This is a genomic window from Mesorhizobium sp. M0217, assembly GCF_040321955.1.
Taxonomy (GTDB): domain Bacteria; phylum Pseudomonadota; class Alphaproteobacteria; order Rhizobiales; family Rhizobiaceae; genus Mesorhizobium.
In genome coordinates this window covers 50,585-74,359 of sequence record NZ_JAMYSN010000019.1, presented here as the reverse complement: position 1 = coordinate 74,359, position 23,775 = coordinate 50,585, and the positions used below count along the sequence as shown (strand labels likewise).

Here is a 23,775-nt window from a genome sequence, read left to right as displayed (position 1 = left end):
TCAGGACGCCGCTGCAAGCGGCGGCTCTGCTTGGCCTCTTGACCCGGTATCGTCAGGCGCCACGGAAACACAGCCGCGGCCGGCGGCCTTGGCCGCATAGCAGGCAGCATCGGCCCGGGCGATGATCTCGTCGACTTCACCGCTGTTGCTGTGGATTGGCGCCAGCCCGATGCTGGCATCGATCGCATGCGGCCGGCCGTCCCAGCTGAACTGCAGGCCGCGGATGGCGTCGATGACAGAGCGTGCGGCAATCCTGGCGCCGGCGCTCGGCCCGGCTTTCAGGATGACCGCGAATTCGTCGCCGCCGAGGCGGGCCACGATATCCTCCGGCCCAAGCGCACCGCGAATGGCCTCGGCAACCCGCTTCAGCAAGGCGTCGCCGGCGGCGTGCCCGCCAGTGTCGTTGACCAGCTTGAAATGGTCCAGATCGATGAACATGAAATGATGTTCGCCCGCCGACCTGGCTGTGCCGGCCTTGCGGCTCCGGTCGACCAGTTCCTCCATGGTGCGGATAAAGCTCGAACGGTTGGCAAGGCCGGTCAGCGCATCATGCGCGGCGGCATAGGCGAGCTGGCGCTGCAAGGCGCGCGCATCGGTGAAGTCCTGGAAGACGATGACAAGACCGCAGAACTCCTGGCGGTCGTTCATGATCGGCGACACCACCTGGCGGATGCTGCAGCGTGTGTCGTCGCGACGGATGAGGACGGCGCGACTGTTCTGGTCGGCAGGGCTGGCGCTGCCGAGCGCCGGCCGCGTCATGCCGATCCTTTGCCCGGTTTCTTCGTCCACCGCCCAGTAGACATGGCCAAGCGTCTTGCCGAGCGCCTCCGCGCCAACAACGCCGGTGAGCTTTTCGGCGACCGGGTTCATGAAGGTGATGCGGTTGGCGGCATCGGTGCAGATGACGGCGTCGCCGATCGACTGCAGCGTCACCCTCAGCCGCTCCTTCTCGTCGGCCAGCATTGCCGCCGATACGATGAGGCTTTCCTCGGTTTGCTTGCGCTGGGTGATATCGGTCAGGCTGCCGATGGCCCTGACCAGCCGTCCGTCCTTGTCGCGTTCGAGCGTCTTGCCGCGGTCGAGGATCCAGACCCAGTGGCCATCCTTGTGGCGCATCCGGAACTCGGCTTCGAAGAACGGTGTCCTGCCCTCCAGATGGGCACGATCGGCTTCGGCGACGTTTTCGCGATCGTCGGGGTGGATCATCGCCAGCCAGCGGTCGGGGTCGCCGTCCAGTTCGCCATCGGCATAGCCCAGCATCTTCACCCAGGTGGCGGAGTAGGTGGTGCCGCCCTTCCGCATATCAAGATCCCAGACGCCTTGTCCGGCGCTGGCCAGGGCAAAATTCCAGCGCGTTTCGGCTTCGGCTATGCGCGCCTCGGATTGCTTGCGCGCATCGATATCCTCGATCTGGGAGACCAGGTAGAGCGGGCTCCCGCTCTTCTCGTCGCGAATGACGGAACCGGCAAGATGGGCCCATACCGGCGTGCCGTCCTTCCTGAGGTAGCGCTTTTCGAAGTGGAAGGCGTTGACGGTGCCCGCCCGCATGCCGTCCATCGTCTCACGGCCGATCTGCACATCGTCGGGATGGGTGATCTGAAAGAAGGTCAGCGCCTCGATCTCCTGCTTGCTGTAGCCGAGCATGGCGGCGAAGGCCGGGTTGGTTTCATGGATGCGGCCGTCGAGGCCGACAATGGCGATGCCGATCGCCGAATCCTCCATGGCACGGCGGAAACGCTGCTCGCTTTCGGCGATCTGCCGGCGATCGTCCAGTATCCGGTAAATGAACAGGGCGGCGAGAATCAGCGCCACGGCGGCGACCGGCACCGATATCTGCAGGCATAGCTTCAGCACTTCGGCGCTGACATCGAGCCGCGACAGCAGGAGCGCGACCACGGCAGCGCAAAGCCCTCCGGCCGCAAGCACCAAAGCCACGTGACTGTCAGCCCGCAGGCTTTTTCGCTCTCGCCGCATCACTGTGCATGCCACCCCATGCGCAACACATTTCTGCAAAAAACACTGGATGATCGATTTTAAGGAAAGGTTGCGCCGGAGCCACCGGCAACACGGTGAACCCGCAAACAATTGCCGGCATGATTAAGGATCGGTGATTATTGGGCGATCTTGAACGGCCCGGTCACCAGCGCACGAAGAACCGTCCCCCGAGCGCGCCCAGACCGGCGAGGACGGCGATGGCGAGCGTGTACCAGGTGGCGACGAAAAGCGGCGAATCGTCGAAGCAGTGCGCGGCGTAGAAGGTCGCCGCCAGCCCGCCGGCGAGCAGTCCCGCGACCGCCCCGGCCAACACCGGCCGCGTCGGCGCGCCATAGCGCAGCATCCACAGGAAGACGGCAAGCGGGCCGATTCCGATCAGCGGGATGAAGCCCATGCAGATCATCATGTTGGAGCCGACCATGCGCGTGCTCCACATCGGCTCCGGCACCATGAACAGTTCGAGAGCCACCGCCACGGCCACCAGCAGCGGCGCCGCCAGCATCCAGGCCGCGGCTCTTGCCGTCGAAGCGCCCGGCGTCGACAACGCCCGGACCAGGCCAAAGGCGGTGACGGCGAGCACGATGGTGAACACGAACTTCGCCAGGAACCGCATCGTGTGCATGGCGGTCATGATGTCGGGACGCGGGCCGATGGTGAGAAAGAAGACCAGAGCCGCGATCACCGCCGCGGCTGCCGCCGCCATCAACCAGGCCGAGCGCAGCGGCATCGCCTTGCTGCTTGTGTCGGCGTCGAGTGCCCTGATGAGATCCTCCGTCCTCATGTCACTGCCGCCCGAAGCGCCCCTGCCCAAATCGCTTGGCGATCGCGGCAAGCCCGCGATGCAGCGACACCCGCACCGCCGTCTCGCTGACGCCGAGCGTGGCCGCCGTCTCGCCGATGGAGCGGCCGTCGACCGAGATCGAAGAAACGACGGAACGCTGGGCAGCCGGCAGTCCGTCCAGCGCCCGGTTGATGTCGCGTTCGCTGACGGTCTCGGTTTCCGGCTCGGCAAAGGTCTCGGCGATCTCGTCGATCTCGATTTCGATGCGCCGTCCGCGCCGCCGGAAAGCATCGATCAGCTTGAAGCGGGCTATCGCATAGATCCATGGCAACACCGGCGCGTCCTGGCGCCAGGTATGCCGTTTCACATGAATGGCCAGCAAGGTTTCCTGCACGACATCCTCGGGATCGACCCCGCCCTGTACGATCTTGCGCCTCGCAAAGCCGCGAACCAGCGCGGCGATCCGGTGCAAAAAGTCGGCGTAGGCCCTTTCATCTCCCGCGATCGCGGCCCGCATCAGCCGGGAAAGCTCGGCCTCATCCTTGCCGCTCACAAGAGTTCACTCCCCGATCTTCGCGCCTCGGCACCGATTTGTTACGTGTCCGGCGAAATGATGTCCAAGCCAAAGTGCCGCAAAATCACGAAAGTTTGCGGGAGCGGCGACCGATTGAAGCAGCCGAGCAATGTTGACTACTGCTGTCAGGTATCGATAGGTGCAGCCTGCGAAACCAGAACCACCGAGATTGAGGATGACGCCATGAGATACACGCTCTCCACCCTAGCGGGGGCCACAGCGCTGGCCGTGAGCATGATCGCCGGGCCGGCGATGGCCGCGGATGCCGGCATCATCGTCTACAACGCCCAGCATGAGAGCCTGGCCAAGGAATGGGTCGAAGGTTTCACCAAGGAAACCGGCATCAAGGTCACGCTGCGCAATGGCGGCGACAGCGATTTCTCCAACCAGATCGTCGCCGAGGGCGCTTCTTCGCCGGCCGACGTGTTCCTGACCGAAAACTCGCCGGCGATGACCCTGGTCGAAGCGGCGGGCCTTTTCGCGCCGGTCGACGCCGACACGCTGGCGCAAGTCCCGGCCGAATTCCAGCCGAGCAGCGGCAGATGGGTGGGTGTCGCGGCGCGCAGCACCGTCTTTGCCTACAACAAAACCAAGCTCACGGCCGAAAAGCTGCCCAAATCGATGCTCGATCTCGCCGATCCGAGCTGGAAAGGCCGCTGGGCAGCCTCGCCTTCCGGCGCCGATTTTCAGGCCATCGTCAGCGCGTTGCTCGAGCTCAAGGGCGAAGCCGCAACCGCCGACTGGCTGAAGGCCATGAAGGAGAATTTCACCGCCTACAAGGGCAACGGCACGGTGATGAAGGCGGTCAATGCCGGCGAGATCGAAGGCGGAATCATCTACCACTATTACTATTTCGGCGATCAGGCAAAGACCGGCGAAAACAGCAAGAACGTCGAACTGCATTATTTCAAGAACCAGGATCCCGGCGCTTTCGTCTCGATCTCCGGCGGCGGCGTGCTCGCCTCGAGCAAACACCCGAAGGAAGCCCAGGCGTTCCTCAAATGGGTGACCGGGAAAGGCGGCCAGGACGTGCTGAAGACCGGCACGTCCTTCGAATACGCTATCGGCAAGGACGCGCAGTCCAATCCCAAGCTGGTGCCGCTGGCCGACCTGCAGGCACCGAAGGTCGATCCGGCGACACTGAACTCGAAAAAGGTGACGGACCTGATGACGGCAGCCGGCTTGCTTTAGGCTGGGTTCGTCCTAAAAGGGCAACGATTGCGCTCCTGCCGGACTTTCCGCAGGAGCGCTCTGTTTTCGAGATGGCATTGTCCATGACAACACATTGCGTTTCCGGCCGCGCCTGCGGCGCCCCCGCCCCGGCGGCAGTGGCGCGGTCGAGCTGATGCAAACTGCGGTCGATCTCGCACGTTCAGGCCAGACAGTCGGGCGGTCCCGCCGGAAGCCCATGTCCTGGATCGCGCTTGCCGCCATAATTGTCTCGCTGCTGTCGCTGCTGCCGCTGGCGTTCATCATCTGGATCGGTGTGCAGATCGGCTGGGACACTGCTTCGGCCCTGGTCTTCCGGCCGCGCGTCGGCGAACTTCTGGTCAACACCGTGCTTCTGGTGGCGCTCACCGTGCCGATCGCCACCGTGCTGTCGGTGACGCTAGCATGGCTGACCGAGCGCAGCGACCTGCCCGGCGCCCGCCTGTGGGCTTGGCTGTCGGTGGCGCCGCTCGCCATCCCCGCCTTCGTGCATTCCTACGCCTGGATCACCATGGTGCCGACCTTGCACGGCCTGTGGGCCGGCGTGCTGGTCTCGGTTCTCGCCTATTTCCCGTTCCTCTATCTGCCGCTGGCGGCGGCTCTGCGCCGGCTCGATCCTGCTTTGGAGGACGCAGCCGCAGCACTCGGCCTTGGATCATGGCGGGTGTTTTGGCGTGTCGTGCTGCCGCAGCTGAGACTGGCCATTTGCGGCGGCGCGCTGCTGGTCGGCCTGCATCTGCTGGCCGAATACGGCCTCTACGTCTTCATCCGCTTCGACACTTTCACCACGGCGATCGTCGACCAGTTCCAGTCGACCTTCAACGGTCCCGCCGCCAACATGCTGGCCGGCGTCCTGGTGACTTGCTGCTTCATGCTGCTCGCGCTGGAGGTGCTGGTGCGCGGCGAGGAACGCTATGCCCGCGTAGGCTCGGGTGCCGCGCGCCGCCAGCAGCGCACCAGGCTCGGTCGCGCCACCCTGCCCTGCCTGGCTCTGCCTGCCATCGCCACGCTTCTCGCCATCGGCGTGCCCTTCGTCACCATCGGCCGCTGGCTGGTCGCCGGCGGCGCCGATGTCTGGCGTTTGGACGAGATCGGCCTGGCGCTTGGCCAGACGCTGTTCCTGGCGCTGGCCGGCGCCTTGCTTGCGACCATCGCCGCCATGCCGATGGCCTGGATCTCGATCCGCGCGCCGGGACCGCTGCAGCGGCTGCTCGAAGGCTGCAACTACATTGTCGGTTCGCTGCCCGGCGTGGTCATCGCGCTGGCGTTGGTCACCATTACCGTGCGCATCGCCATGCCGCTCTATCAGACGCTGTTCACAATCCTGGTCGCCTATGCCCTGATGTTCCTGCCGCGCGCCTTGATCAGCCTCAGAGCCTCGATCGCACAGGCGCCGGTCGAGCTCGAACGCGCCGCCGCCAGCCTTGGCCGGCCGCCGCTGAAGGCGCTTTGGTCGACAACGATTCGCCTGTCGGCGCCGGGGGCTGCGGCCGGCATGGCGCTGGTCGCGCTCGGCATCATGAACGAGCTGACCGCCACCCAGATGCTGGCGCCCAACGGCACGCGCACGCTGGCCATGGCGTTCTGGTCCTATAGCGGCGAGATCGACTATGCCTCCGCCGCCCCTTACGCCTTCATCATGGTGGCGATGTCGCTGCCGCTGACCTGGCTGCTCTATGTCCAGTCGAAACGGATGGCCGGGCGATGAGCTTTCTCGAAATCAGTGGCCTCACCAAGCACTACGGCCCGGTCGCAGCCCTTGCCGGCATCGAGCTCAGCGCCGCAAGCGGCAGTCGCACCGCGATCGTCGGCCCGTCCGGCTGCGGCAAGACGACGTTGCTGCGGCTGATCGCCGGCTTCGAGGCGCCCGACCAGGGCCGCGTCGTGCTCGACGGCGAGGTGCTGGCCAATGGCGGCCATGCGGTGCCGGCGCACCGCCGCGGCATCGGCCTGGTGGCGCAGGACGGCGCCCTGTTCCCGCATCTCAGCATCGGCGACAATATCGGCTTTGGCATGGCCCGCGGCGAGGACCAGCGCGCCGAGCGCATCGCCGAGCTCGCCTATACCGTCGGGCTGGACAAGGCGATCCTCAAGCGCCGCCCGCACCAGCTCTCCGGCGGCCAGCAGCAGCGCGTGGCGCTGGCCCGCGCCATGGCGATGAAGCCCAGGCTGATGCTTCTCGACGAACCGTTCTCGGCGCTCGACACCGGTCTGCGCGCCTCGATGCGCAAGGCGGTCGCCGAACTACTCGAAGCCGCCGGCATCACCACCATCCTGGTCACCCACGACCAGGCCGAGGCGCTGTCCTTCGCCAGCCAGGTGGCGGTCATGCGCGACGGAAAGTTCTCTCAGATCGGCACACCGCGAGAACTCTATCTGCAGCCGAAAGACCGCATGGTTGCCGAGTTTCTTGGCGACGCCATCATCTTGCCGGCAAAGATTTCAGGCGGCTTCGCCACCTCCTCGCTTGGTCGCATAGCCGTCGACTCGAAGGAGCGGCGCGACATCGCCCGCATCATGCTGCGACCGGAGCAGGTGCAGGTGAAGCGCACGTCGCGCGAAGGCATGTCGGGCCCACCGGGCACGATCTTCGCCGAGGTGACTGAGTCGGAGTTCGCCGGATCGATGTGCACGATTGCGGTGCGGCTGTTGAACAACCCCGACCCGCCCGACGCCGCGGCCATCGGCAACACGCCGCTGACCTTACGCAAGCCGGGAATCGACGCACCTGCCGTCGGCGAGATCGTGCGTCTGACAGTTTCCGGCAAGGCGCATGTCTTCGCCTGAACTGCCGATGCGTCGGATTGGCGCGAGCGGCTGCGTCAATCGACTCGTTTCCCAGCATTGTCGAACCAATGCAGCTTCTCGGCCCTGGCCACGACGCGCAGTTGATCGCCGGGTTTGGCCGTGGCGCGGCCGGCCACACGCACGACGATGCGGTTGCCGCCGGCGGCACAGTGAAGAAAGCTTTCGGCTCCCACAGGTTCGACCGCCTCGACCGCCGCAGGCAGAATAAGCGCACCGGATGATGCCTCGGCACTGAAGGTGACGTCGGCATCCTCAGGGCGGAAGCCAAGCGTGGCGGCGTTCGTAGGCGCGAAGTCAACCGTCTTGCCGTCGGTCAGCGCCGGACCAGCCGGTCCTTGCGAAAGAGGCAGAAGGTTCATCGGCGGCGCTCCGATGAAGGAGGCGACGAAGGTCGAGGCTGGCTTCTCGTAGATGTCGAGCGGCGCGCCCGTCTGCTCGACCAATCCGCCATTCATGACGACGAGAATATCTGCCAGCGTCATCGCCTCAAGCTGATCGTGGGTGACGTAGACCGAGGTGACACCGAGCGAGCGCTGCAAATTCTTGATTTCGACCCGCATCTGGCCGCGCAGTTTGGCGTCGAGGTTGGAAAGCGGCTCGTCGAACAGGAAGACTTTCGGATTGCGCACGATTGCGCGACCCATGGCCACGCGCTGGCGCTGGCCGCCGGAAAGCTCGCGCGGGCGCCGGTCGAGCAGCGCCGTGAGCTCCAGCACCTTGGCGGTCGAGCGAACCCTGCTGTCGATCTCGTCCTTGGGAGTACCCCGGTTGCGCAACCCGTAGGCCATGTTGTCGTAGACCTTCATATGTGGATAGAGCGCATAGTTCTGGAACACCATGGCGATGTCGCGCTCGGTCGGACCGATCGTGTTGACGATCTTGCCGTCGATGGCGACGATGCCGGAAGAAATGGTCTCAAGCCCGGCGATCATCCGCAGCAGCGTGGACTTGCCGCAGCCGGACGGCCCAACCAGAACGCAAAGCTCCTTGTCGGGAATGGCGATCGAGACACCCCTCACCGCCTCGACGCCGCCGGGATAGACTTTCTTCACATCCTTCAGATCGACGGTCGCCATCAGCTTCTCACTTTTCGGTATCGACCAGTCCGCGCACGAACCAGCGTTGCATCAGCACCACGATCAGGATCGGCGGCAGGATGGCCAGCATCGCGGTGACCATGACCAGATGCCATTGGGTATCGGCATCGGCGAAGGAGACCATCTTTCTAAGTGCGATGACGATGGTGTTCATGTCATTGCTGTTGGTGACGAGCAGCGGCCACAGGTACTGCGTCCAGCCATAAATGAAGAGGATGACGAACAGCGCCGCGATGTTGGTGCGCGACAGCGGCAGCAGGATGTCGAAAAAGAAGCGCCATGGTCCGGCGCCGTCGACACGCGCCGCTTCCACCAACTCACCTGGGATGGTCATGAAGAACTGGCGAAACAGAAGCGTGGCGGTGGCCGAGGCGATCAGCGGAATGATCAGGCCGGCATAGGTGTCGATCATGCCGAGATCGACCATCACCTTGTAGGTCGGCAGGATGCGCACCTCGACGGGAAGCATCAGCGTGATGAAGATCAGCCAGAAGAAGACCATCCGAAGCGGAAAACGGAAGAACACGATCGCATAGGCCGAAAGGATCGAGATGAAAATCTTCCCCACCGCGATGCCGAGCGCCATGATCGTGGTGTTGAGCAGCAATCGGCCGACACTGACGCCGCCGATGCGGCCGACACCGCCGAACAGCGCCTCGCTGTAATTGTTCCAGACCTGGTCGCCGGGCAAAAGAGGCAATGGCGGCTTGAGGATGGTCTGCAGCGTCTGCGTGGAGGCAACGAAGGTGTAGTAGATCGGGAAAGCGACGATCAGGATGCCCAGGATGAGCACGGCGTGGGCGATGAGGGCGCGAAGCGGGGACTGACCAATCATCGCTCGCGCTCAACCGTAGTGGACTTTGCGTTCCACATAGCGGAACTGGATGGCCGTGAGTGAGATGACGATGACCATCAGGATGACCGACTGCGCGGCCGAATCGCCGAGGATCAAATTGACGAAACCGTCATTGTAGACCTTGTAGACCAGCGTCTCGGTGGCCTTGCCTGGCCCGCCGCCGGTGACGGCATGAACGATACCGAAAGTGTCGAACAGCGCATAGACAGTGTTGACGACCAGCAGGAAGAAGGTCGTCGGTGCGAGCAGCGGGAAGACGATGGTCCAGAAGCGCTTCGTCTCCCCGGCGCCGTCCATGGCCGCCGCCTCTATCAACGTCTTCGGCACCGCCTGCAGCCCGGCGACGAAGAACAGGAAATTGTAGCTGATCTGCTTCCAGGCAGCCGCAGACACCAGCAGGATCATGGCTTGGTTTCCGTTAAGCAAGGGATCCCAGGCGATGCCGAGACCTCTCAAGGCGTAGGCCAGCGAACCGATCGAGGGGTTGAACAGAAACAGCCACAACATGCCGGCAATCGCCGGCGCCACCGCATACGGCCAGATCAGCAGCGTGCGATAAAGGCCTTTGCCGCGCACCACCCTCTCGGCCATGACGGCAAGCAACAGGGCCACACCCATGGCGACCATCGCGGTCGCCAGAGAGAACACCAGCGTAACTTTGATCGAGTTGAGGTAGGCCGGGTCGGCCAGCACCTTGCGAAAATTGGCGAGCCCGACGAACTTGCTCTTCAGCCCGAACGGGTCTTCCCTAAGCATCGACTGGTAGAGCGCCTGCCCCGTCGGCCAGTAGAAAAAGATCAGCGTAATGGCGAGTTGCGGCGCCACCAGCAGGTAAGGCAGGGTCTTGTTGGGAAAGACGACGCGTGGAGACAGTGTGGTTCCCTCGCTGTTCAGGAAGTCGTCCACGCGGGTCCGCGTGGACGAGGTTCAACTGACAAATCGCTTCAATTTCCGATCGCTTCCTGAATCGCCTTGTTGCCGCGTGCGACCGCGTTGTCGAGCGCCTGCTGCGCAGTCTGCTGGCCGGCCAGCATCTTCTCGAACTCCTCGTTCTCGATGTCGCGCACCTGCGGCAGGTTGACGAGGCGCACGCCCTTCGAGTTCTCGGTCGGCGCCTTGCCCAGCATCTGCAGGATCGGCGTCTCACGGCCCGGATTCTTGTCATAGAAGCCGGACTTCTTGGTCGCCTCATAGGCAGCGAGCGTCACCGGCAGATAACCCGACTTCTGGTGCAGATACTCCTGCACTTCGGTCTTGGACAGGTAGGAGAAGAACGCCGCGACGCCCTTGTATTCCTCGTCCGATTTGTTGCCGAACACCCACAGGCTGGCGCCGCCCGGCGTGGTGTTCTGGGGCGCGCCCTTGGCGTCACTATCATAGGGAAGCTGGCCGATGCCGTAGTTCATGCCCGACTTGACGATGTCACCGAGACCCCCCGACGATTCGGTGAAGATGCCGCATTCTCCGGCAAGGAAGATCTGCTTGGCTTCGGATGTACGGCCGCCATATTTGAAGGTGCCGTCCTTGGCCAGGTCGGCGAGGGCCTGGAAATGATTGACGAAGATCGGCGCATTGATCTTGAGCTCGACGTCGGTTCCGGCAAGTCCGTTCTGGTTGGTGCCATAGGAAACGTCGTTCCAGGCAGCGAAGGCCTCAAGGTGGATCCAGGTCAACCAGGTCGAGGTATAGCCGCAGGAAGCGGCGCCGCTCGCCTTGATCTTCTTGGCGGCTTCCCACACCTCGTTCCAGGTCTTTGGCGGATTGTTCACATCAAGCCCGGCCTTCTGGAAGATATCCTTGTTGTAGTAGAGGATGGGCGACGAGGAATTATAGGGGAAGGACAGCATGGTCCCGTCCGGCTTCGAATAGTAGCCGACGATGCCGGGCAAATACTGGCTCTTGTCGAAGGTCACGCCGGCGCTGGTCAGCACATCGGCCACCGGCTTGATCGCACCTTCGGCGGCCATCATGACGCCGGTACCCACGTCGAACACCTGGATGATATCGGGCGCTTGCCCCGCACGAAAGGCAGCGATGCCGGCATTCAGCGTTTCGGGATAGGTGCCCTTGAAAACAGGGAGAATTTCATAGTCGCTCTGGCTGGCATTGAAATCGTTGGCGATCTTGTCGACCACCTCGGCATTGGCGCCGGTCATTGCATGCCACCAACTGATCTGGGTGGCGGCGAAGGCGGAGGTGGTGGAAAGCAGGGTCAAGGTGGCGGCAACACCGGCCGCAAAGCCGAACAACTTCATGTTTCATCTCCCGTTTGTCATTGGCGAAAGGGGCACTCCCGCAAAGGCAATATGTGTCGCTGATGACAATCGGACAACGGATTTGTTGCTGTTTCGTGAATTTCATACCCGGCTAACTTCGCGCCCCCTCGCTCTGCAACGAGGACAGAGAGAAATGCCAAGCCGGCTCAGCGATACATGGGCGCGGTGGGCCTGCGACGATCGCCGACCGCCGGCGATGCATGAAGGGCCCCCGTGACAGCGCCACGCACCTGTACCATGCGGCCGCCATACCGGCGCTCGGCCAGATCGAGATCGGTAGAGCGGCATCGCGCCAAGCGCTGCTGTGACCCTGTCAGGAATGAGACAGGATCGCCGCAAGGTACAACCCGAAAAACCCGCTGTAGTTGTAGTTCGCATAACCGATTCTTCGTCAAGCGCGACATACTAATCAAGTGGACGGCTTGATTGCTGTGGGAGAGCAGGTGGGGCGAGATGCTGACGGTCTATAATTGTATCGTGCATGAGCACGATCTGAGACTGGTCGCACTGGCAGCGCTCATTTGCGGTATTTCTTCCTTCTCGGCGGTCAACCTGCTTCGCCATGTCGACCGCTCGAGCGAGCGCAACCGCTATACCTGGCTGATGATAGCAGCCACTTCCACCGGCTTCGGTATCTGGGCGACGCATTTCATCGCAATGCTTGCCTTTTCTCCCGGAATCCCCAACGCCTACAATGCGGAAATGTCGGCGCTTTCGCTCGCCGGTTCCGTCGCCCTGACCGCCGCGGGCATGTGGATCGCCACCTTGCGCCGGGGCATCGACTACCCTCTGGTCGGCGGCGCCGTCCTCGGCGCCGGTATCGCCGCCATGCACTATATCGGCATGGCCGCCTTCGAGGTCGAAGGGCGCATCGTCTGGAACCCGCTGCTGGTCGGCGTCTCGGTGCTGACAGGCGTCACCCTCGCCGCGCTGGCGCTGCTGGTCGTGTTGCGACGGCCGTCCATGCAGGCCACAATCGCCGCCGCCATCCTGTTGACGCTGGCGATCTGCAGCCTGCACTTCATCGCGATGGGCGCGGTGTCGATCTTCCCGGACTCCTCCATCGAGATATCGCAGTTCACGGTCGAACCGATGTCGCAGGCCTTCGCCGCCGCTGCTGTCAGCCTGGCTATCCTGGTGCTTTCAGCCGCAGCATTGTGGATCGACCTGCGCTTCCGTCGTCACAAGATCGAGGCCGAGCGCATGCACGGCCTCGCCAACGCCGCCGTCGAGGGCCTGATCGTATGCGACGGCGCCCGCATCGTCAGCGCCAATGACAGCATCGCCGCGCTAACCGGCATTGCGCCGGAAGTGCTGAACGCGATGCTGCTTGGCGACCTCTTCGGCGAACGCACCGCGGCCGGCATGTCCGACTGCAGCGGACAGGCACAGGAAGCGGAGCTCAGAGCCCATGACGGCGCCACCATCCCCGTCGAACTTATCGCCAGGAGCATCGACTATTGCGGCAAGCGGCACAGCGTGGTCGCCGTGCGCGACATCCGCGAACGCAGGAAGGCCGAGCAGGAGATACTGCGCCTCGCCCATTTCGACCCGCTGACCGGGCTCCCCAACCGCCGCAGTTTCTCCGGCCGGCTCGAGGCCGAAATTGCCGCAATGGACCGCGGCGGCAAGGGCGGGCATCTTGCGCTGCTGCTGCTCGACCTCGACCGCTTCAAGGAAGTGAACGACCTGTTCGGGCATGGCGCCGGCGATGCCATGCTGCAGAAGGTGGCGCTATGCGCCTCCGCCGTGCTCCGCCACGGACAGATGCTGGCGCGTCTCGGCGGCGACGAGTTCGCCATCATCGCTCCAAACCTTCCCGATCCGCAGGCGGCCGGCCGCATCGCCGAGGCGGTGCTGGCGGCCATGCGCGAGGAAAACCGGCTGTCGGTCGGTGGCGGGCTGGTGTCGGCCAGCATCGGCATTGCACTTTATCCGCTCGACGCCGATGAGCCGACACTCCTGGTCAGCCACGCCGACACCGCGCTCTACCGCGCCAAGGCCGAGGGCAAGGACACTTACCGTTACTTCGAGGCCTCGATGGGCGCCGAGGCGCGAGACCGGCGCGTGATGGAGCACGAACTGCGCCAGGCCATGGCGCGCGATGAGTTTCGCCTCGTCTACCAGCCACAAAAGGAGATCAGCAGCGGGCGGATGGTTGGGTTCGAAGCGCTGATCCGCTGGCGCCATCCGCAGCGCGGCGACGTGTCGCCGGCGACCTTCATCCCGGTGGCCGAAGACAGCGGCGTCATCATCCAGATCGGCGAATGGGTGCTGGCGACGGCCTGCGCCGAGGCAGCGCGCTGGAAGAACCCTCTCACCGTCGCGGTCAATGTCTCGGCGGTGCAGCTCCACAATCCGAATTTCAGCCGCAAGGTGCATGAAGTCCTGCTCGGCTCCGGCCTGACGCCCGGCAGGCTCGAACTCGAGATCACCGAAACGGCGCTGGTCAAGGACATGCCGCGCGCGCTGGCGACCTTGCGCCAGGTGAAGGCGCTTGGCGTGCGTGTGGCGATGGACGATTTCGGCACCGGCTACTCCTCGCTGTCCAATCTCCGCGCCTTCCCCTTCGACAAGATCAAGATCGACGGCTCATTCATCAAATCAGTCGACAGCAACGGCCAGGTGGCAGCCATCGTGCGCGCCGTTCTGGGGCTTGGCCGCGGTCTCGGCCTGCCGGTTCTGGCCGAGGGCGTCGAGACGCTGGGCGAGCTGAAATTCCTCGGCGCCGAGGCCTGCGAGATCGGCCAGGGCTACTATCTAGGCCGGCCGAGCCCGATCGAGGCGTTCAGCGAACTGACCGGCGTCGCGGCGCCGGCGGCACAAGACGACGCCAGCGTCAAACAATGCGGCGGCAGCATCTTGATGCTGCCGCCGGCGGCGGCCCTACGCTCAGCCTAGAGCAATTTCAGGAAAAGTGTGAAACGGTTTTCCGTCCGAAATTGCGTCGAAACAAAAAAGTTAGCGCGGGTAGCCGTTTCGACGAAACGGTGAACCGCTCTAAGGGGCGAGTGCGGCCTCGACCAGGCGCTTGGCATCCGGTCCCGACCATTCGGCCGGTCCGTTCATATGCGCGACCAGGCAGCCTTCGCCATCGATCAGCATGGTGACGGGGAGGCCTAGCGCCAAGCCACGCGTCTTGACGTCGTTGAACAGCGCCAGCGTCGAATCGCGGTAGTAGCCGAGCGACCCGATGCCGATATCGGCGAGGAACTTCTTCGGCTTCACATCGTCGCCGGCATCGACATTGACCGCGACCACTTCGAAGGCATCGCTGCCCTTTTCCTTCTGCAAGGCGTCCAGCGCCGGCATTTCGGCGCGGCAGGGCGCGCACCACGTTGCCCACAAATTGAGCAGCACGGTCTTGCCGGCATGATCGGCGATCGTCATCGGCTTGCCGTCGGGACCGTTGAAGGCGAGACTTTTCAGCGATTGCGGCGGATCCGCGGGCAGCAATGCCGCAACCTGGCCGGTAGCCGCGGCGGCAACCTTTTTGGCGCGGTCGCTCTTGGCGGCGCAGGCGACATCGTCCTTGCTGTTGCCCGCGCCGGCCGCAGGTGCGCTGCCGGTGGCTGCGTTGTTGCCAGACCCGCTCTCGCTGACATATACCGCGACCGCGCCGGCCAGCACGCCCGCCAGCAAAGCGGCGAGGATCAGGCGCGGGGCCGGGAAGTATCTGTTACCGTCTGCCATTTTCTAAGACTGCTCCGGAGCACGGGTTATAGCGATGAGCGACAAGAAGGCCAGCAACCAGATGTGGGGCGGACGTTTTGCCTCGGGTCCGGCCGCGATCATGGAAGCGATCAACGCGTCGATCTCGTTCGACCGCAAACTTTATGCGCAAGACATAAGAGGTTCGGTCGCCCACAGCGAAATGTTGGCTGAAACGGGCATTATTTCGGCGGCCGATCAAGACAAAATCGCTCAAGGCCTGAACACGATCCTGAAAGAGATCGAGGCCGGCACGTTCGAGTTCTCGACCCGGCTGGAAGACATTCACATGAACATCGAGGCCCGCCTTGCCGATCTGATCGGCCCGGCCGCCGGCCGCCTGCACACGGCGCGGTCACGCAACGACCAGGTGGCGGTGGATCTCCGGCTCTGGGTCAAGGACGAGTGCTTTCGCGTCGCCGAGGCGCTGAAGGGGCTGATCTCAGCCTTGCTCGACCGCGCCGAGGAGCATGCGGCGACCGTGATGCCCGGCTTCACCCACATGCAGGCGGCGCAGCCGGTGACCTTCGGCCATCATTGCATGGCCTATGTCGAGATGTTTTCGCGCGACCTGTCGCGGACCCACGATGCCATCGAGCGGATGGATGAAAGCCCGCTCGGCGCGGCAGCGCTTGCCGGCACCAGTTTTCCGATCGACCGCCACAAGACCGCGAAGGCGCTCGGCTTTCGCGAGCCGATGCGCAATTCGCTCGACAGCGTCTCCGACCGCGATTTCGCGCTGGAGTTCTTGAGCCTGGCCGCGATCTGCGCCACGCATCTGTCACGGCTCGCCGAAGAAATCATCATCTGGTCGACGCCGCAATTCGGCTTTGTCAGGCTGTCGGATTCCTTCTCCACCGGCTCCTCGATCATGCCGCAGAAGAAGAACCCGGACGCCGCCGAACTGGTGCGCGGCAAGACCGGCCGCGTCACCGGCCATCTGGTCGGCCTTTTGACGGTGATGAAGGGCATGCCGCTGACCTACGGCAAGGACATGCAGGAAGACAAGGAATCGGTCTTCGACGCCGCCGAGACGCTCGATCTGATGCTGGCGGCGATGACCGGCATGGTGCGCGACATGACGGTCAATGCCGCCGCCATGAAAAAAGCCGCCGGCTCGGGCCACGCGACCGCGACCGACCTCGCCGACTGGCTGGTGCGCACGCTGGGCCTGCCCTTCCGTGAGGCACACCATGTCACAGGCCGCGCGGTGGCGTTGGCCGAAGAGAAGAAGGTGAGCCTTGAAAAGCTGGCGCTGGAGGATCTGCAGTCGATCAATCCCGGCATCACCCAGGACATCTTCTCGGTTCTGGCCGTGCAGAATTCGGTCAAGAGCCGCACCAGCTTCGGCGGCACCGCGCCGTCGGAAGTCAGGAAGCAGATCCGCAGCTGGAAAAAGCGCATCGCCAAGGCATGATGCCGGGGTGCAATGCGCCTAAAACTCGGTTAAAAGCGCAGCACATAAAGTTTCGGACGGATGGATCGATGACCGCAAGCAGGATTTTGGTGACGCTGACGCTGCTGACGGCGATGGCTGCCGTGACCGCTTGCGGCCGTAAGGCCGGTCTCGACACGCCCTATGAAGCGGCCGTCCAGGCCCGCAAGGACGCCGAGCGCGCCAAACAGCCGGTGCCGCCGGAGCCGGAAAAACCGGTCGTGGACAAGAAGTTCATCCTCGACCCGCTGATCTAGAGCCGATGAGACCGGCTTGGTCTTTCTGACCAGGTCTCGTGCTAACCAGGTCTCGTGCTCCAACTTCCGGAAACACTCTCGTGAACCATTTCGATTACCGCGACGGCGTGCTCCATGCCGAGGACGTGGCGATACCAGACATCGCCGCAAGCGTCGGCACGCCGTTCTATTGTTATTCGACGGCAACCTTGACCAGGCACTACCGGGTGTTCGCCGGGGCCTTTGCCGGGCTCGACACGCTGGTCTGTTACGCCTTGAAGGCGAATTCCAACCAGGCGGTGCTGCGAACGCTGGCAAAGCTCGGCGCCGGCGCCGACACCGTCTCGGAAGGCGAAATGCGCCGCGCGCTCGCCGCCGGCATCCCGGCCAGCAAGATCGTATTCTCGGGCGTCGGCAAGACCGCGCGCGAGATGGATTTTGCGCTCGAGGCCGGCATTCTCTGCTTCAATGTCGAATCCGAGCCGGAGCTTGAATTGCTGTCGGCCCGCGCCACCGCGCTCGGCAAGGTGGCGCCGGTCTCGCTGCGCATCAACCCGGATGTCGACGCCAGGACGCACAGGAAGATCTCCACCGGCAAGGCCGAGAACAAGTTCGGCATTCCCTGGCAACGGGCGCGCCAGGTCTATGCCCGCGCGGCCGGGCTGCCGGGCACCAAGCCCATCGGCATCGATACCCATATCGGCAGCCAGATCACCGAGTTGCAGCCCTTTGACGATGCTTTCGCGCTTCTGGCGGAACTGGTCGGCGCGCTGCGCGCCGATGGCCATGCCGTCGAGCATGTCGATCTCGGCGGCGGCCTCGGCATCCCCTACCGCACCGACAACAGCCCGCCGCCTTTGCCCGATGCCTATGCCGAGATCGTCAGGAAGCATCTGACAAAGCTTGGAGTGAAGGTGATGTTCGAGCCGGGCCGGCTGATCGTCGGCAATGCCGGCATCCTGGTCTCGGAAGTGATCTTCGTGAAGGAAGGCGACGCCAAGAACTTCCTCGTCGTCGACGCCGCCATGAACGATCTGATCCGGCCGACGCTCTACGATGCCTTCCACGACATCAAGCCGGTGGTGCAGCCGCCGGCCGACACGCCGCGCATGGCGGTCGATGTCGTCGGCCCGGTCTGCGAGACAGGCGACTATCTCGGCCTCGACCGTGACCTGCCCCGGCTCAAGTCTGGCGACCTAATTGCCGTCACCACCGCCGGCGCCTATGGCGCGGTGCAATCCGGCACCTACAACACCCGCCTACTTGTGCCTGAGGTTCTGGTCGACGGCGACCGTTTCCACGTCGTGCGCCGGCGCCAGACCTATGACGAGCTGATCGGCCTGGATTCGGTGCCCGACTGGCTGAAATAGAAGCCGCAGCGCCGGCTGCGCTACAGCCGGTTCTGGATGAGCATCCTTGTGTCGGCGATCCTGTCCTCGTCGCGGCGGTAGAACGTCCATTGCTTGATGCGCTTGGGGCGCAGCAGGCCGGCCTGGGTAAGCACGCGCATATGTTCGGAGAGCGTCGCCTGCGTAATGCCGAGCTTCTCCGCGATCAGCAGCGCGCAAACGCCGTCCTCGACCAGATCGCCGTCTGCCTGGGCCGGGAAATGCGCCTGCGGATCCTTCAGCCAGTCGAGGATCTGCAGCCTGCGTTCGTTGGCGATCGCCTTGAAGACATCAACCTCTTGCATTTAGCCATTTTGCCAAGTTACTAATTGCTGTCAATCCCAAGGAGATGGTCATGACGAACGGCAACACCGTCACGCGCGAACGCATTGCCGCGATGGAACCGCGCATCCGCCGCTATATCAGGCACACGCCGGTGCTGCGCGTCGACATGGCCGATTTCGACCGGCCGCCGCTGGCGGTCGACCTCAAGCTCGAATGCCTGCAGCATTCCGGTTCGTTCAAAGCGCGCGGCGCCTTCACCAATCTGCTCGAACGGCCGGTGCCTGCGGCCGGCGTCGTCGCCGCATCGGGCGGCAATCATGGCGCCGCGGTCGCCTATGCCGCCATGCGGCTTGGCCACAAGGCGACGATCTTCGTTCCCGAAGTCAGCCCACCGGCCAAGCTGCAGCGCATCCGCGGCTACGGCGCCGAACTGATCGTCGGCGGCGCCCGCTATGCCGAGGCGCTGGCCGCCAGCGAGGCTTTTGCTGAAAAGACCGGCGCGCTGCAGATCCATGCCTTCAACCAGGAGGAAACATTGGTCGGCCAAGGCACGCTCGGCCTCGAAATCGAAAACGATCTGCCCGACATCGACACGCTGCTGGTCGCTGTCGGCGGCGGCGGCCTGATCGGCGGCATCGCCGCCTGGTTTGCCGGCCGCATCAGGATCATCGCCATCGAGCCCGAAGGCGCGCCGACGCTGCATCACGCCTTCGAAGCCGGCCACCCCGTCGATGCGCCGGCCGAAGGCGTCGCCGCCGATTCGCTGGCGCCCAAGCGCGTCGGCGAGATGATGTTCCCGATCGCCGAGGCTTTTGTCGAGCGCTCCATCCTGGTCACCGACGACGCCATCATTGCCGCGCAGAAGGCGCTGTGGGAGCGGGTGCGTATCATCGCCGAGCCGGGTGGGGCCGCTGCCTTTGCGGCTCTCTTGTCCGGCCGCTACACCCCGGCGCCGGGCGAACGGATCGCGGTCCTGGTATGCGGCTCGAACACCGATCCCACGAAATTCTAAACCTTGCTGCGACTGAAGTGGGACGCAAACCCGCCAAAGCTTTTCAAGTTTTCCGGAACCGCCTCGCCTTTGCCGTGTTTGCTGGTAAACTTCTGCTTGTTGAGTCCGGGCTATCCCGCCCGGGCAGGAAGGGCCAATGACGGAACGCCCCATTTCCAGTGGCGATCGCAGCCTGGCCGGGCGGCTTGCCCTGAGCCGGCTGGCGACACGGGTCTCGATGACGGTCGAGCGCGGCTGGCCGCTGCTTCTGCCGCTGCTCATCGTCGCCAGCCTGTTTCTCAGCCTCTCCTGGCTCGGCCTTTTCCCCCGGCTGCCTGACATTGCGCGCATTATCCTGGTCACGGCGTTCGGTATTGCCACGCTGGCGGCGCTCTACCCGCTGCGTTTCTTCAAGCTTCCATCCGCCGCTGAAATCGACCGCCGTATCGAGGCCGCCAACCAGCTGCAGCACAGCCCGGTGCTGGTGCAGACCGACCGTCCCAGCGGCAAGGAAAGCATCTTTTCCCAGGCGTTGTGGCGCGAACACCAAAAGCGCATGGCCGACAAGCTCGGCAGCCTTGGCGCCGACCTGCCGCGTACCCGCGTGCCGGAGCGCGATCCGTGGGCATTGCGTGCCGTGGCGGCGCTGCTGTTGGTCACCGCTTTTGCCTTTTCCTTCGGACCGTCCGGCGGCAGGCTGTCCGATGGTTTCAGTGCGCATGCGGCGCGCGACATCATACCGCCGCGCATCGATGCCTGGGTGACCCCGCCGGCCTATACCGGCAAGCCGCCCATCTTCTTGACCGCGCCAGTCATCGATGGCAACGCCAAGCAGGCGGTTGCCACCTTCACCGTGCCGCAAGGCAGCGACGTCTCGCTGCGCGTGACCGGCGGCTCCGGCGAGGAAACGCTAAGCTTTGCCGACAAGGGCGGCAATGCTCGCGCCATCGACCCGTCGGGACCACAGGTGGCGGCCGTCAAGGCAGCGGCGGTCAACCCCGCGACCCCCAAGCTGCGCCAGTTCACCGACAAGCTGACCGCCGACGGCACGCTGACGCTGAAGTCGGGCGAAGCCGATCTCGGTCGCTGGGCCTTCGCGGTGATCCCCGACAAGCCGCCGACGATCCGCTTCGTCGGCGAGCCCAAGCGCGCCGTCAACGGCGCCTTCGAGCTCAACTACCAGATCGACGACGACTATGGCGCGGCCACCGCCAAGGCGGTTTTCGCGCTGGCCGATCCGGCGGCGCCCGATGCGCATCCGCTCTACGGTCCGCCTGACCTGCCGCTGGCGCTGCCGCGCCGCGGCGGCAAGGCGAACGCCGCCAAGACCACCAAGGACCTCACCGAGCACGTCTGGGCCGGCGCCAGCATCAAGCTGTCGCTTGTCGCCACCGACGATGCCGGACACACCGCGACCAGCGAAACCAAGACTATTGTGATGCCGGAGCGGCCCTTCGCCAACCCGCTGGCGCGGGCGGTGGTCGAGCAGCGCAGCCTGCTGGCGCTCGACGCCAATGCCAAGCCGCGCGTGCTCGACCTGATGGACGCCATCACGCTGCGGCCCGAGGACACGTTCGACAACATGTCGCATTACCTCGCCATCATGAGCGCCCGCAGCCGGCTGAAGATGTCGGACAGCGACGATCAGTTGCGCAACGAGGTTGCCTATCTCTGGGAAATCGCGCTCGGCATCGAGGAAGGCAATCTCTCGTCCGCCGAAAAGCGGCTCCGCCAGGCCCAGCAGGCGCTGCAGGACGCCATCAAGCGCGGCGCCAGCGACGAAGAGATCGAAAAGGCGATGAAGGAACTGCGCGAGGCGATGAACGAATTCCTGCAGGAATTCGCCGAGCGCGCCAAGCAGAACCCGAACGCGCCGCAGATGCAACAGAATGGTCGCGAGCTGCGTCAGAGTGATATCGACCGCATGATGGACCAGATCGAGAACCTGGCGAAGTCGGGCGACCGCGACAAGGCGCAGGAGCTGCTGTCGCAGCTGGAAAACATGATGAACAACCTGCAGGCCGGCCGTCAGCAGCAGGGCGGCGAGCAGGACAGCGAGATGCGCCAGCAGATGGACAAGCTGGGCGAGATCATGCGCCGCCAGCAGGAGATGATGAACGACACCTACCGCATGGACCAGATGCAGCGCGGAGATAATCAGCAGCCCGGCGAAGGCAATGGCGACGACCCGGACCAGCCGGGCGTCGGCAAGGATCGCGATCCTCTCGCCCGGCCGAAGTCGATGACACCGCAGGAATTCGCCGATGCGATGAAGCAGCTGCAGGAAGGCCAGGGCCAGTTGCAGAGCGAACTCGACAAGCTGAAGAAGGGCCTGGAAGGCATGGGCATGCAACCCAATGAGGGGTTTGGCGACGCTGGCAAATCCATGGGCAATGCCGAAAAGTCGCTTGGCGAAGGCGAAGGCGACCAGGCAGTCGGCCACCAGGGTCGCGCGCTGGAAGCGCTGCGCAAGGGCGCCAAGGAGATGATGAAGCAGCTGCAGGCGATGCAGGGGGACCAGGGCGGCAGCCAGGAAGGCGGCCGCCAACAGGACGCCGGCCGCGATCCGCTGGGCCGGCCGCGCGCCAGCCGCGGACCCGATTTCGGCGATTCGGTGAAGGTACCCGACGAGATCGACGTGCAGCGCGCCCGCCAGATTCTCGAAGCGATTCGCAAGCGGCTCGGCAACGCGCTCAGCCCCGACATCGAGCGCAGCTACCTCGAGCGGCTGCTGGAGCTGAAGTAGCCTCCAAGGCAACATCCGTCGAACTGAATGGTATCAGCGCCATGCCGAAACTCGGTGCCGTCACGCCCATCCTGCGCATCTTCGACATCGCCAAGGCACGCGAATTCTATGTCGACTTTCTCGGCTTCAAGGTCGAGTTCGAGCACCGCTTCGACGACAATGCGCCGCTCTACATGAGTGTAATCCGCGACGGCTGTGTCCTGCATCTGAGCGAACATCATGGCGACGGCGCGCCGGGTATAGCCATGCGCATCAAGGTCGAGGACATCGCGGCATTGCACCGCGAACTGATCGGCAAGAGATACCGCTACGCCCGGCCGGGCCTCGAAACCACGTCGTGGCAGACCCGTGAAGTGTCGGTCGGCGACCCCTTCGGCAATCGCCTGCATTTCTACGAGGATGCGGCAGGCTAAGCCGGCCGGTTGACGAACGCCTCGCGGATCGCCTCCTGCATGCCGTCGATAGCTTCGCCTGAGGCATTTGGGCTGCGGTGCATCACCACATTCGAGGAATCGATATGGCCAAACCCGTCAGCGGCGGTGAGTTCACGACAGCCATCCGGAATATTGCTGTGCGAGATCGGCGCGATCGCCAGGCCAGAGGTGACGGCGAGCTTCAGGCCGCCGGTGGTGTCGCTGGTATAGGCGACACGGTAGGCCAGCCCACGCTGCTCCAGCGATTTGATGGCGAAGTCCTTGCACCAGCCGGCCCGGTTGTAGAGCGCGATCGGCACCGGCCGCTCCTCATGCATGTGATGCAGGCTCGATGTCACCCACACTGTCGGATCGTGCATCAGCACCTCGCCGCCGGAAGGATCCTGCCATTCGAACACCACGGCGAGGTCGAGTTCACCGGCGGCTAGCGCCGCCAGCTGGGCGCCGGAATGTGCATAGCGCACGGTGACCTCGACCTTGGTGTGACGCTTCGAGAAGGCGCCGAGCGCGCGCGACAGGATGGCGTGACCATATTCCTCGGGAATGCCGATGCGCACCGGCCCGCCAAGCGGTGCCGCCGCCATCGATGCCGCCGTCTCGTCGAGCAGCGAGACGATGCGGCGGGCATTGACGATCAGCTCGCCGCCACGGCGCGTCAGCGCCACGCCGCGCGAGCCGCGTTCGAACAGGCTGTCGCCGACCAGCTCCTCGAGCTTCTTCATCTGCATCGACACCGCCGACTGGGTGCGCCCGGCCTGCTCCGCCGCCCGGGTGAAATTGCCCGCTTCGGCAATGGCGACGAAGGTGCGCAGGAGATCGCTGTCGAGGGGTGGCCGCATCGAATCCGTCATAAGCAAATTTGATCGCTGGTATCATTCCAATTCGTTTGCAACATGTCAAACGCCGCAGCATAGTCCGCTCGCCCATTGGATATGCCGCCGCGAAATCGGCTG

At 64.2% G+C, this 23,775-nt stretch carries 20 protein-coding genes; 10 read left to right on the top strand and 10 right to left on the bottom strand.

The window, feature by feature from the left end; genetic code table 11:
- From NKJ18_RS24705 to NKJ18_RS24695, 3 genes are all read right to left on the bottom strand, one after another.
- Positions 1 to 1,935, bottom strand: a complete 1,935-nt coding sequence (locus NKJ18_RS24705; protein ID WP_050587141.1) for a PAS domain S-box protein — start codon at positions 1,933 to 1,935, stop codon at positions 1 to 3.
- Between the two features lie 202 nt (positions 1,936 to 2,137).
- On the bottom strand, positions 2,138 to 2,776 hold the full coding sequence (locus NKJ18_RS24700) for an NrsF family protein (protein WP_352760079.1): 639 nt from the start codon (positions 2,774 to 2,776) through the stop codon (positions 2,138 to 2,140).
- A gap of 1 nt (position 2,777) precedes the next feature.
- Entirely contained in the window at positions 2,778 to 3,329 is a 552-nt protein-coding gene (locus NKJ18_RS24695) for a sigma-70 family RNA polymerase sigma factor (protein ID WP_023685326.1), read from the bottom strand.
- A 204-nt stretch (positions 3,330 to 3,533) separates the two neighbouring features.
- On the opposite strand from NKJ18_RS24695, the gene NKJ18_RS24690 reads away from it, so the two are divergent.
- From NKJ18_RS24690 to NKJ18_RS24680, 3 genes are all read left to right on the top strand, one after another.
- Positions 3,534 to 4,541 carry an iron ABC transporter substrate-binding protein gene (locus tag NKJ18_RS24690; RefSeq protein ID WP_023685327.1) on the top strand — a complete coding sequence of 336 codons (1,008 nt, stop codon included), beginning with the start codon at positions 3,534 to 3,536 and terminating at the stop codon, positions 4,539 to 4,541.
- Positions 4,542 to 4,695: 154 nt separating this feature from the next.
- Positions 4,696 to 6,267 carry an ABC transporter permease gene (locus NKJ18_RS24685; RefSeq protein WP_352760076.1) on the top strand — a complete coding sequence of 524 codons (1,572 nt, stop codon included), beginning with the start codon at positions 4,696 to 4,698 and terminating at the stop codon, positions 6,265 to 6,267.
- Positions 6,264 to 7,346 carry an ABC transporter ATP-binding protein gene (locus tag NKJ18_RS24680; protein WP_023822489.1) on the top strand — a complete coding sequence of 361 codons (1,083 nt, stop codon included), beginning with the start codon at positions 6,264 to 6,266 and terminating at the stop codon, positions 7,344 to 7,346. The genes NKJ18_RS24685 and NKJ18_RS24680 overlap by 4 nt, the downstream gene beginning before the upstream one ends.
- Positions 7,347 to 7,381: 35 nt before the next feature.
- Here NKJ18_RS24680 and NKJ18_RS24675 read toward each other — a convergent pair whose 3' ends face one another.
- The 4 genes from NKJ18_RS24675 to ugpB form a co-directional block, all read right to left on the bottom strand.
- A complete protein-coding gene (locus NKJ18_RS24675) occupies positions 7,382 to 8,443 on the bottom strand; it encodes a sn-glycerol-3-phosphate import ATP-binding protein UgpC (RefSeq protein ID WP_023744000.1) in 1,062 nt (353 codons plus the stop codon).
- A 7-nt stretch (positions 8,444 to 8,450) separates the two neighbouring features.
- Positions 8,451 to 9,299: a sn-glycerol-3-phosphate ABC transporter permease UgpE gene (gene ugpE / locus NKJ18_RS24670; protein ID WP_023694018.1), complete on the bottom strand. Its 849-nt coding sequence runs from the start codon at positions 9,297 to 9,299 to the stop codon at positions 8,451 to 8,453.
- A 9-nt stretch (positions 9,300 to 9,308) separates the two neighbouring features.
- Entirely contained in the window at positions 9,309 to 10,193 is an 885-nt protein-coding gene (ugpA, locus tag NKJ18_RS24665) for a sn-glycerol-3-phosphate ABC transporter permease UgpA (protein WP_023694019.1), read from the bottom strand.
- A 71-nt stretch (positions 10,194 to 10,264) separates the two neighbouring features.
- Positions 10,265 to 11,575 carry a sn-glycerol-3-phosphate ABC transporter substrate-binding protein UgpB gene (gene ugpB / locus NKJ18_RS24660; protein ID WP_023711727.1) on the bottom strand — a complete coding sequence of 437 codons (1,311 nt, stop codon included), beginning with the start codon at positions 11,573 to 11,575 and terminating at the stop codon, positions 10,265 to 10,267.
- Between the two features lie 474 nt (positions 11,576 to 12,049).
- Between ugpB and NKJ18_RS24655 the strand changes: the two genes are divergently transcribed.
- A complete protein-coding gene (locus NKJ18_RS24655) occupies positions 12,050 to 14,497 on the top strand; it encodes a bifunctional diguanylate cyclase/phosphodiesterase (protein WP_352760071.1) in 2,448 nt (815 codons plus the stop codon).
- A 99-nt stretch (positions 14,498 to 14,596) separates the two neighbouring features.
- Here NKJ18_RS24655 and tlpA read toward each other — a convergent pair whose 3' ends face one another.
- Positions 14,597 to 15,289 carry a thiol:disulfide interchange protein TlpA gene (gene tlpA, locus NKJ18_RS24650; RefSeq protein WP_023701405.1) on the bottom strand — a complete coding sequence of 231 codons (693 nt, stop codon included), beginning with the start codon at positions 15,287 to 15,289 and terminating at the stop codon, positions 14,597 to 14,599.
- 34 nt (positions 15,290 to 15,323) lie between these two features.
- Between tlpA and argH the strand changes: the two genes are divergently transcribed.
- The 3 genes from argH (at position 15,324) to lysA (ending at position 18,348) form a co-directional block, all read left to right on the top strand.
- A complete protein-coding gene (argH, locus tag NKJ18_RS24645; protein ID WP_023735182.1) occupies positions 15,324 to 16,724 on the top strand; it encodes an argininosuccinate lyase in 1,401 nt (466 codons plus the stop codon).
- A 68-nt stretch (positions 16,725 to 16,792) separates the two neighbouring features.
- A complete protein-coding gene (locus NKJ18_RS24640; RefSeq protein WP_023673325.1) occupies positions 16,793 to 16,999 on the top strand; it encodes a hypothetical protein in 207 nt (68 codons plus the stop codon).
- 80 nt (positions 17,000 to 17,079) lie between these two features.
- Complete coding sequence (lysA, locus tag NKJ18_RS24635; RefSeq protein ID WP_023751696.1) at positions 17,080 to 18,348, top strand: diaminopimelate decarboxylase; 1,269 nt, start codon at positions 17,080 to 17,082, stop codon at positions 18,346 to 18,348.
- A 20-nt stretch (positions 18,349 to 18,368) separates the two neighbouring features.
- Here lysA and NKJ18_RS24630 read toward each other — a convergent pair whose 3' ends face one another.
- Complete coding sequence (locus tag NKJ18_RS24630; RefSeq protein WP_023694025.1) at positions 18,369 to 18,671, bottom strand: ArsR/SmtB family transcription factor; 303 nt, start codon at positions 18,669 to 18,671, stop codon at positions 18,369 to 18,371.
- 50 nt (positions 18,672 to 18,721) lie between these two features.
- On the opposite strand from NKJ18_RS24630, the gene NKJ18_RS24625 reads away from it, so the two are divergent.
- The 3 genes from NKJ18_RS24625 to NKJ18_RS24615 all read left to right on the top strand — a co-directional run bounded on the left by NKJ18_RS24625 (position 18,722) and on the right by NKJ18_RS24615 (position 22,801).
- Positions 18,722 to 19,663, top strand: coding sequence for a threonine/serine dehydratase (locus NKJ18_RS24625; protein ID WP_023751694.1), 942 nt, complete (start codon positions 18,722 to 18,724; stop codon positions 19,661 to 19,663).
- A 136-nt stretch (positions 19,664 to 19,799) separates the two neighbouring features.
- Positions 19,800 to 22,388, top strand: coding sequence for a TIGR02302 family protein (locus tag NKJ18_RS24620; protein WP_352760066.1), 2,589 nt, complete (start codon positions 19,800 to 19,802; stop codon positions 22,386 to 22,388).
- Between the two features lie 41 nt (positions 22,389 to 22,429).
- The gene (locus NKJ18_RS24615; RefSeq protein WP_352760063.1) at positions 22,430 to 22,801 is read left to right on the top strand and encodes a glyoxalase superfamily protein; all 372 of its coding nucleotides are present in this window, start codon (positions 22,430 to 22,432) and stop codon (positions 22,799 to 22,801) included.
- Here the strand turns inward: NKJ18_RS24615 and NKJ18_RS24610 are convergent.
- Positions 22,798 to 23,661: a LysR family transcriptional regulator gene (locus NKJ18_RS24610; protein WP_023698713.1), complete on the bottom strand. Its 864-nt coding sequence runs from the start codon at positions 23,659 to 23,661 to the stop codon at positions 22,798 to 22,800. The genes NKJ18_RS24615 and NKJ18_RS24610 overlap by 4 nt on opposite strands.
- Positions 23,662 to 23,775: the final 114 nt, after the last annotated feature.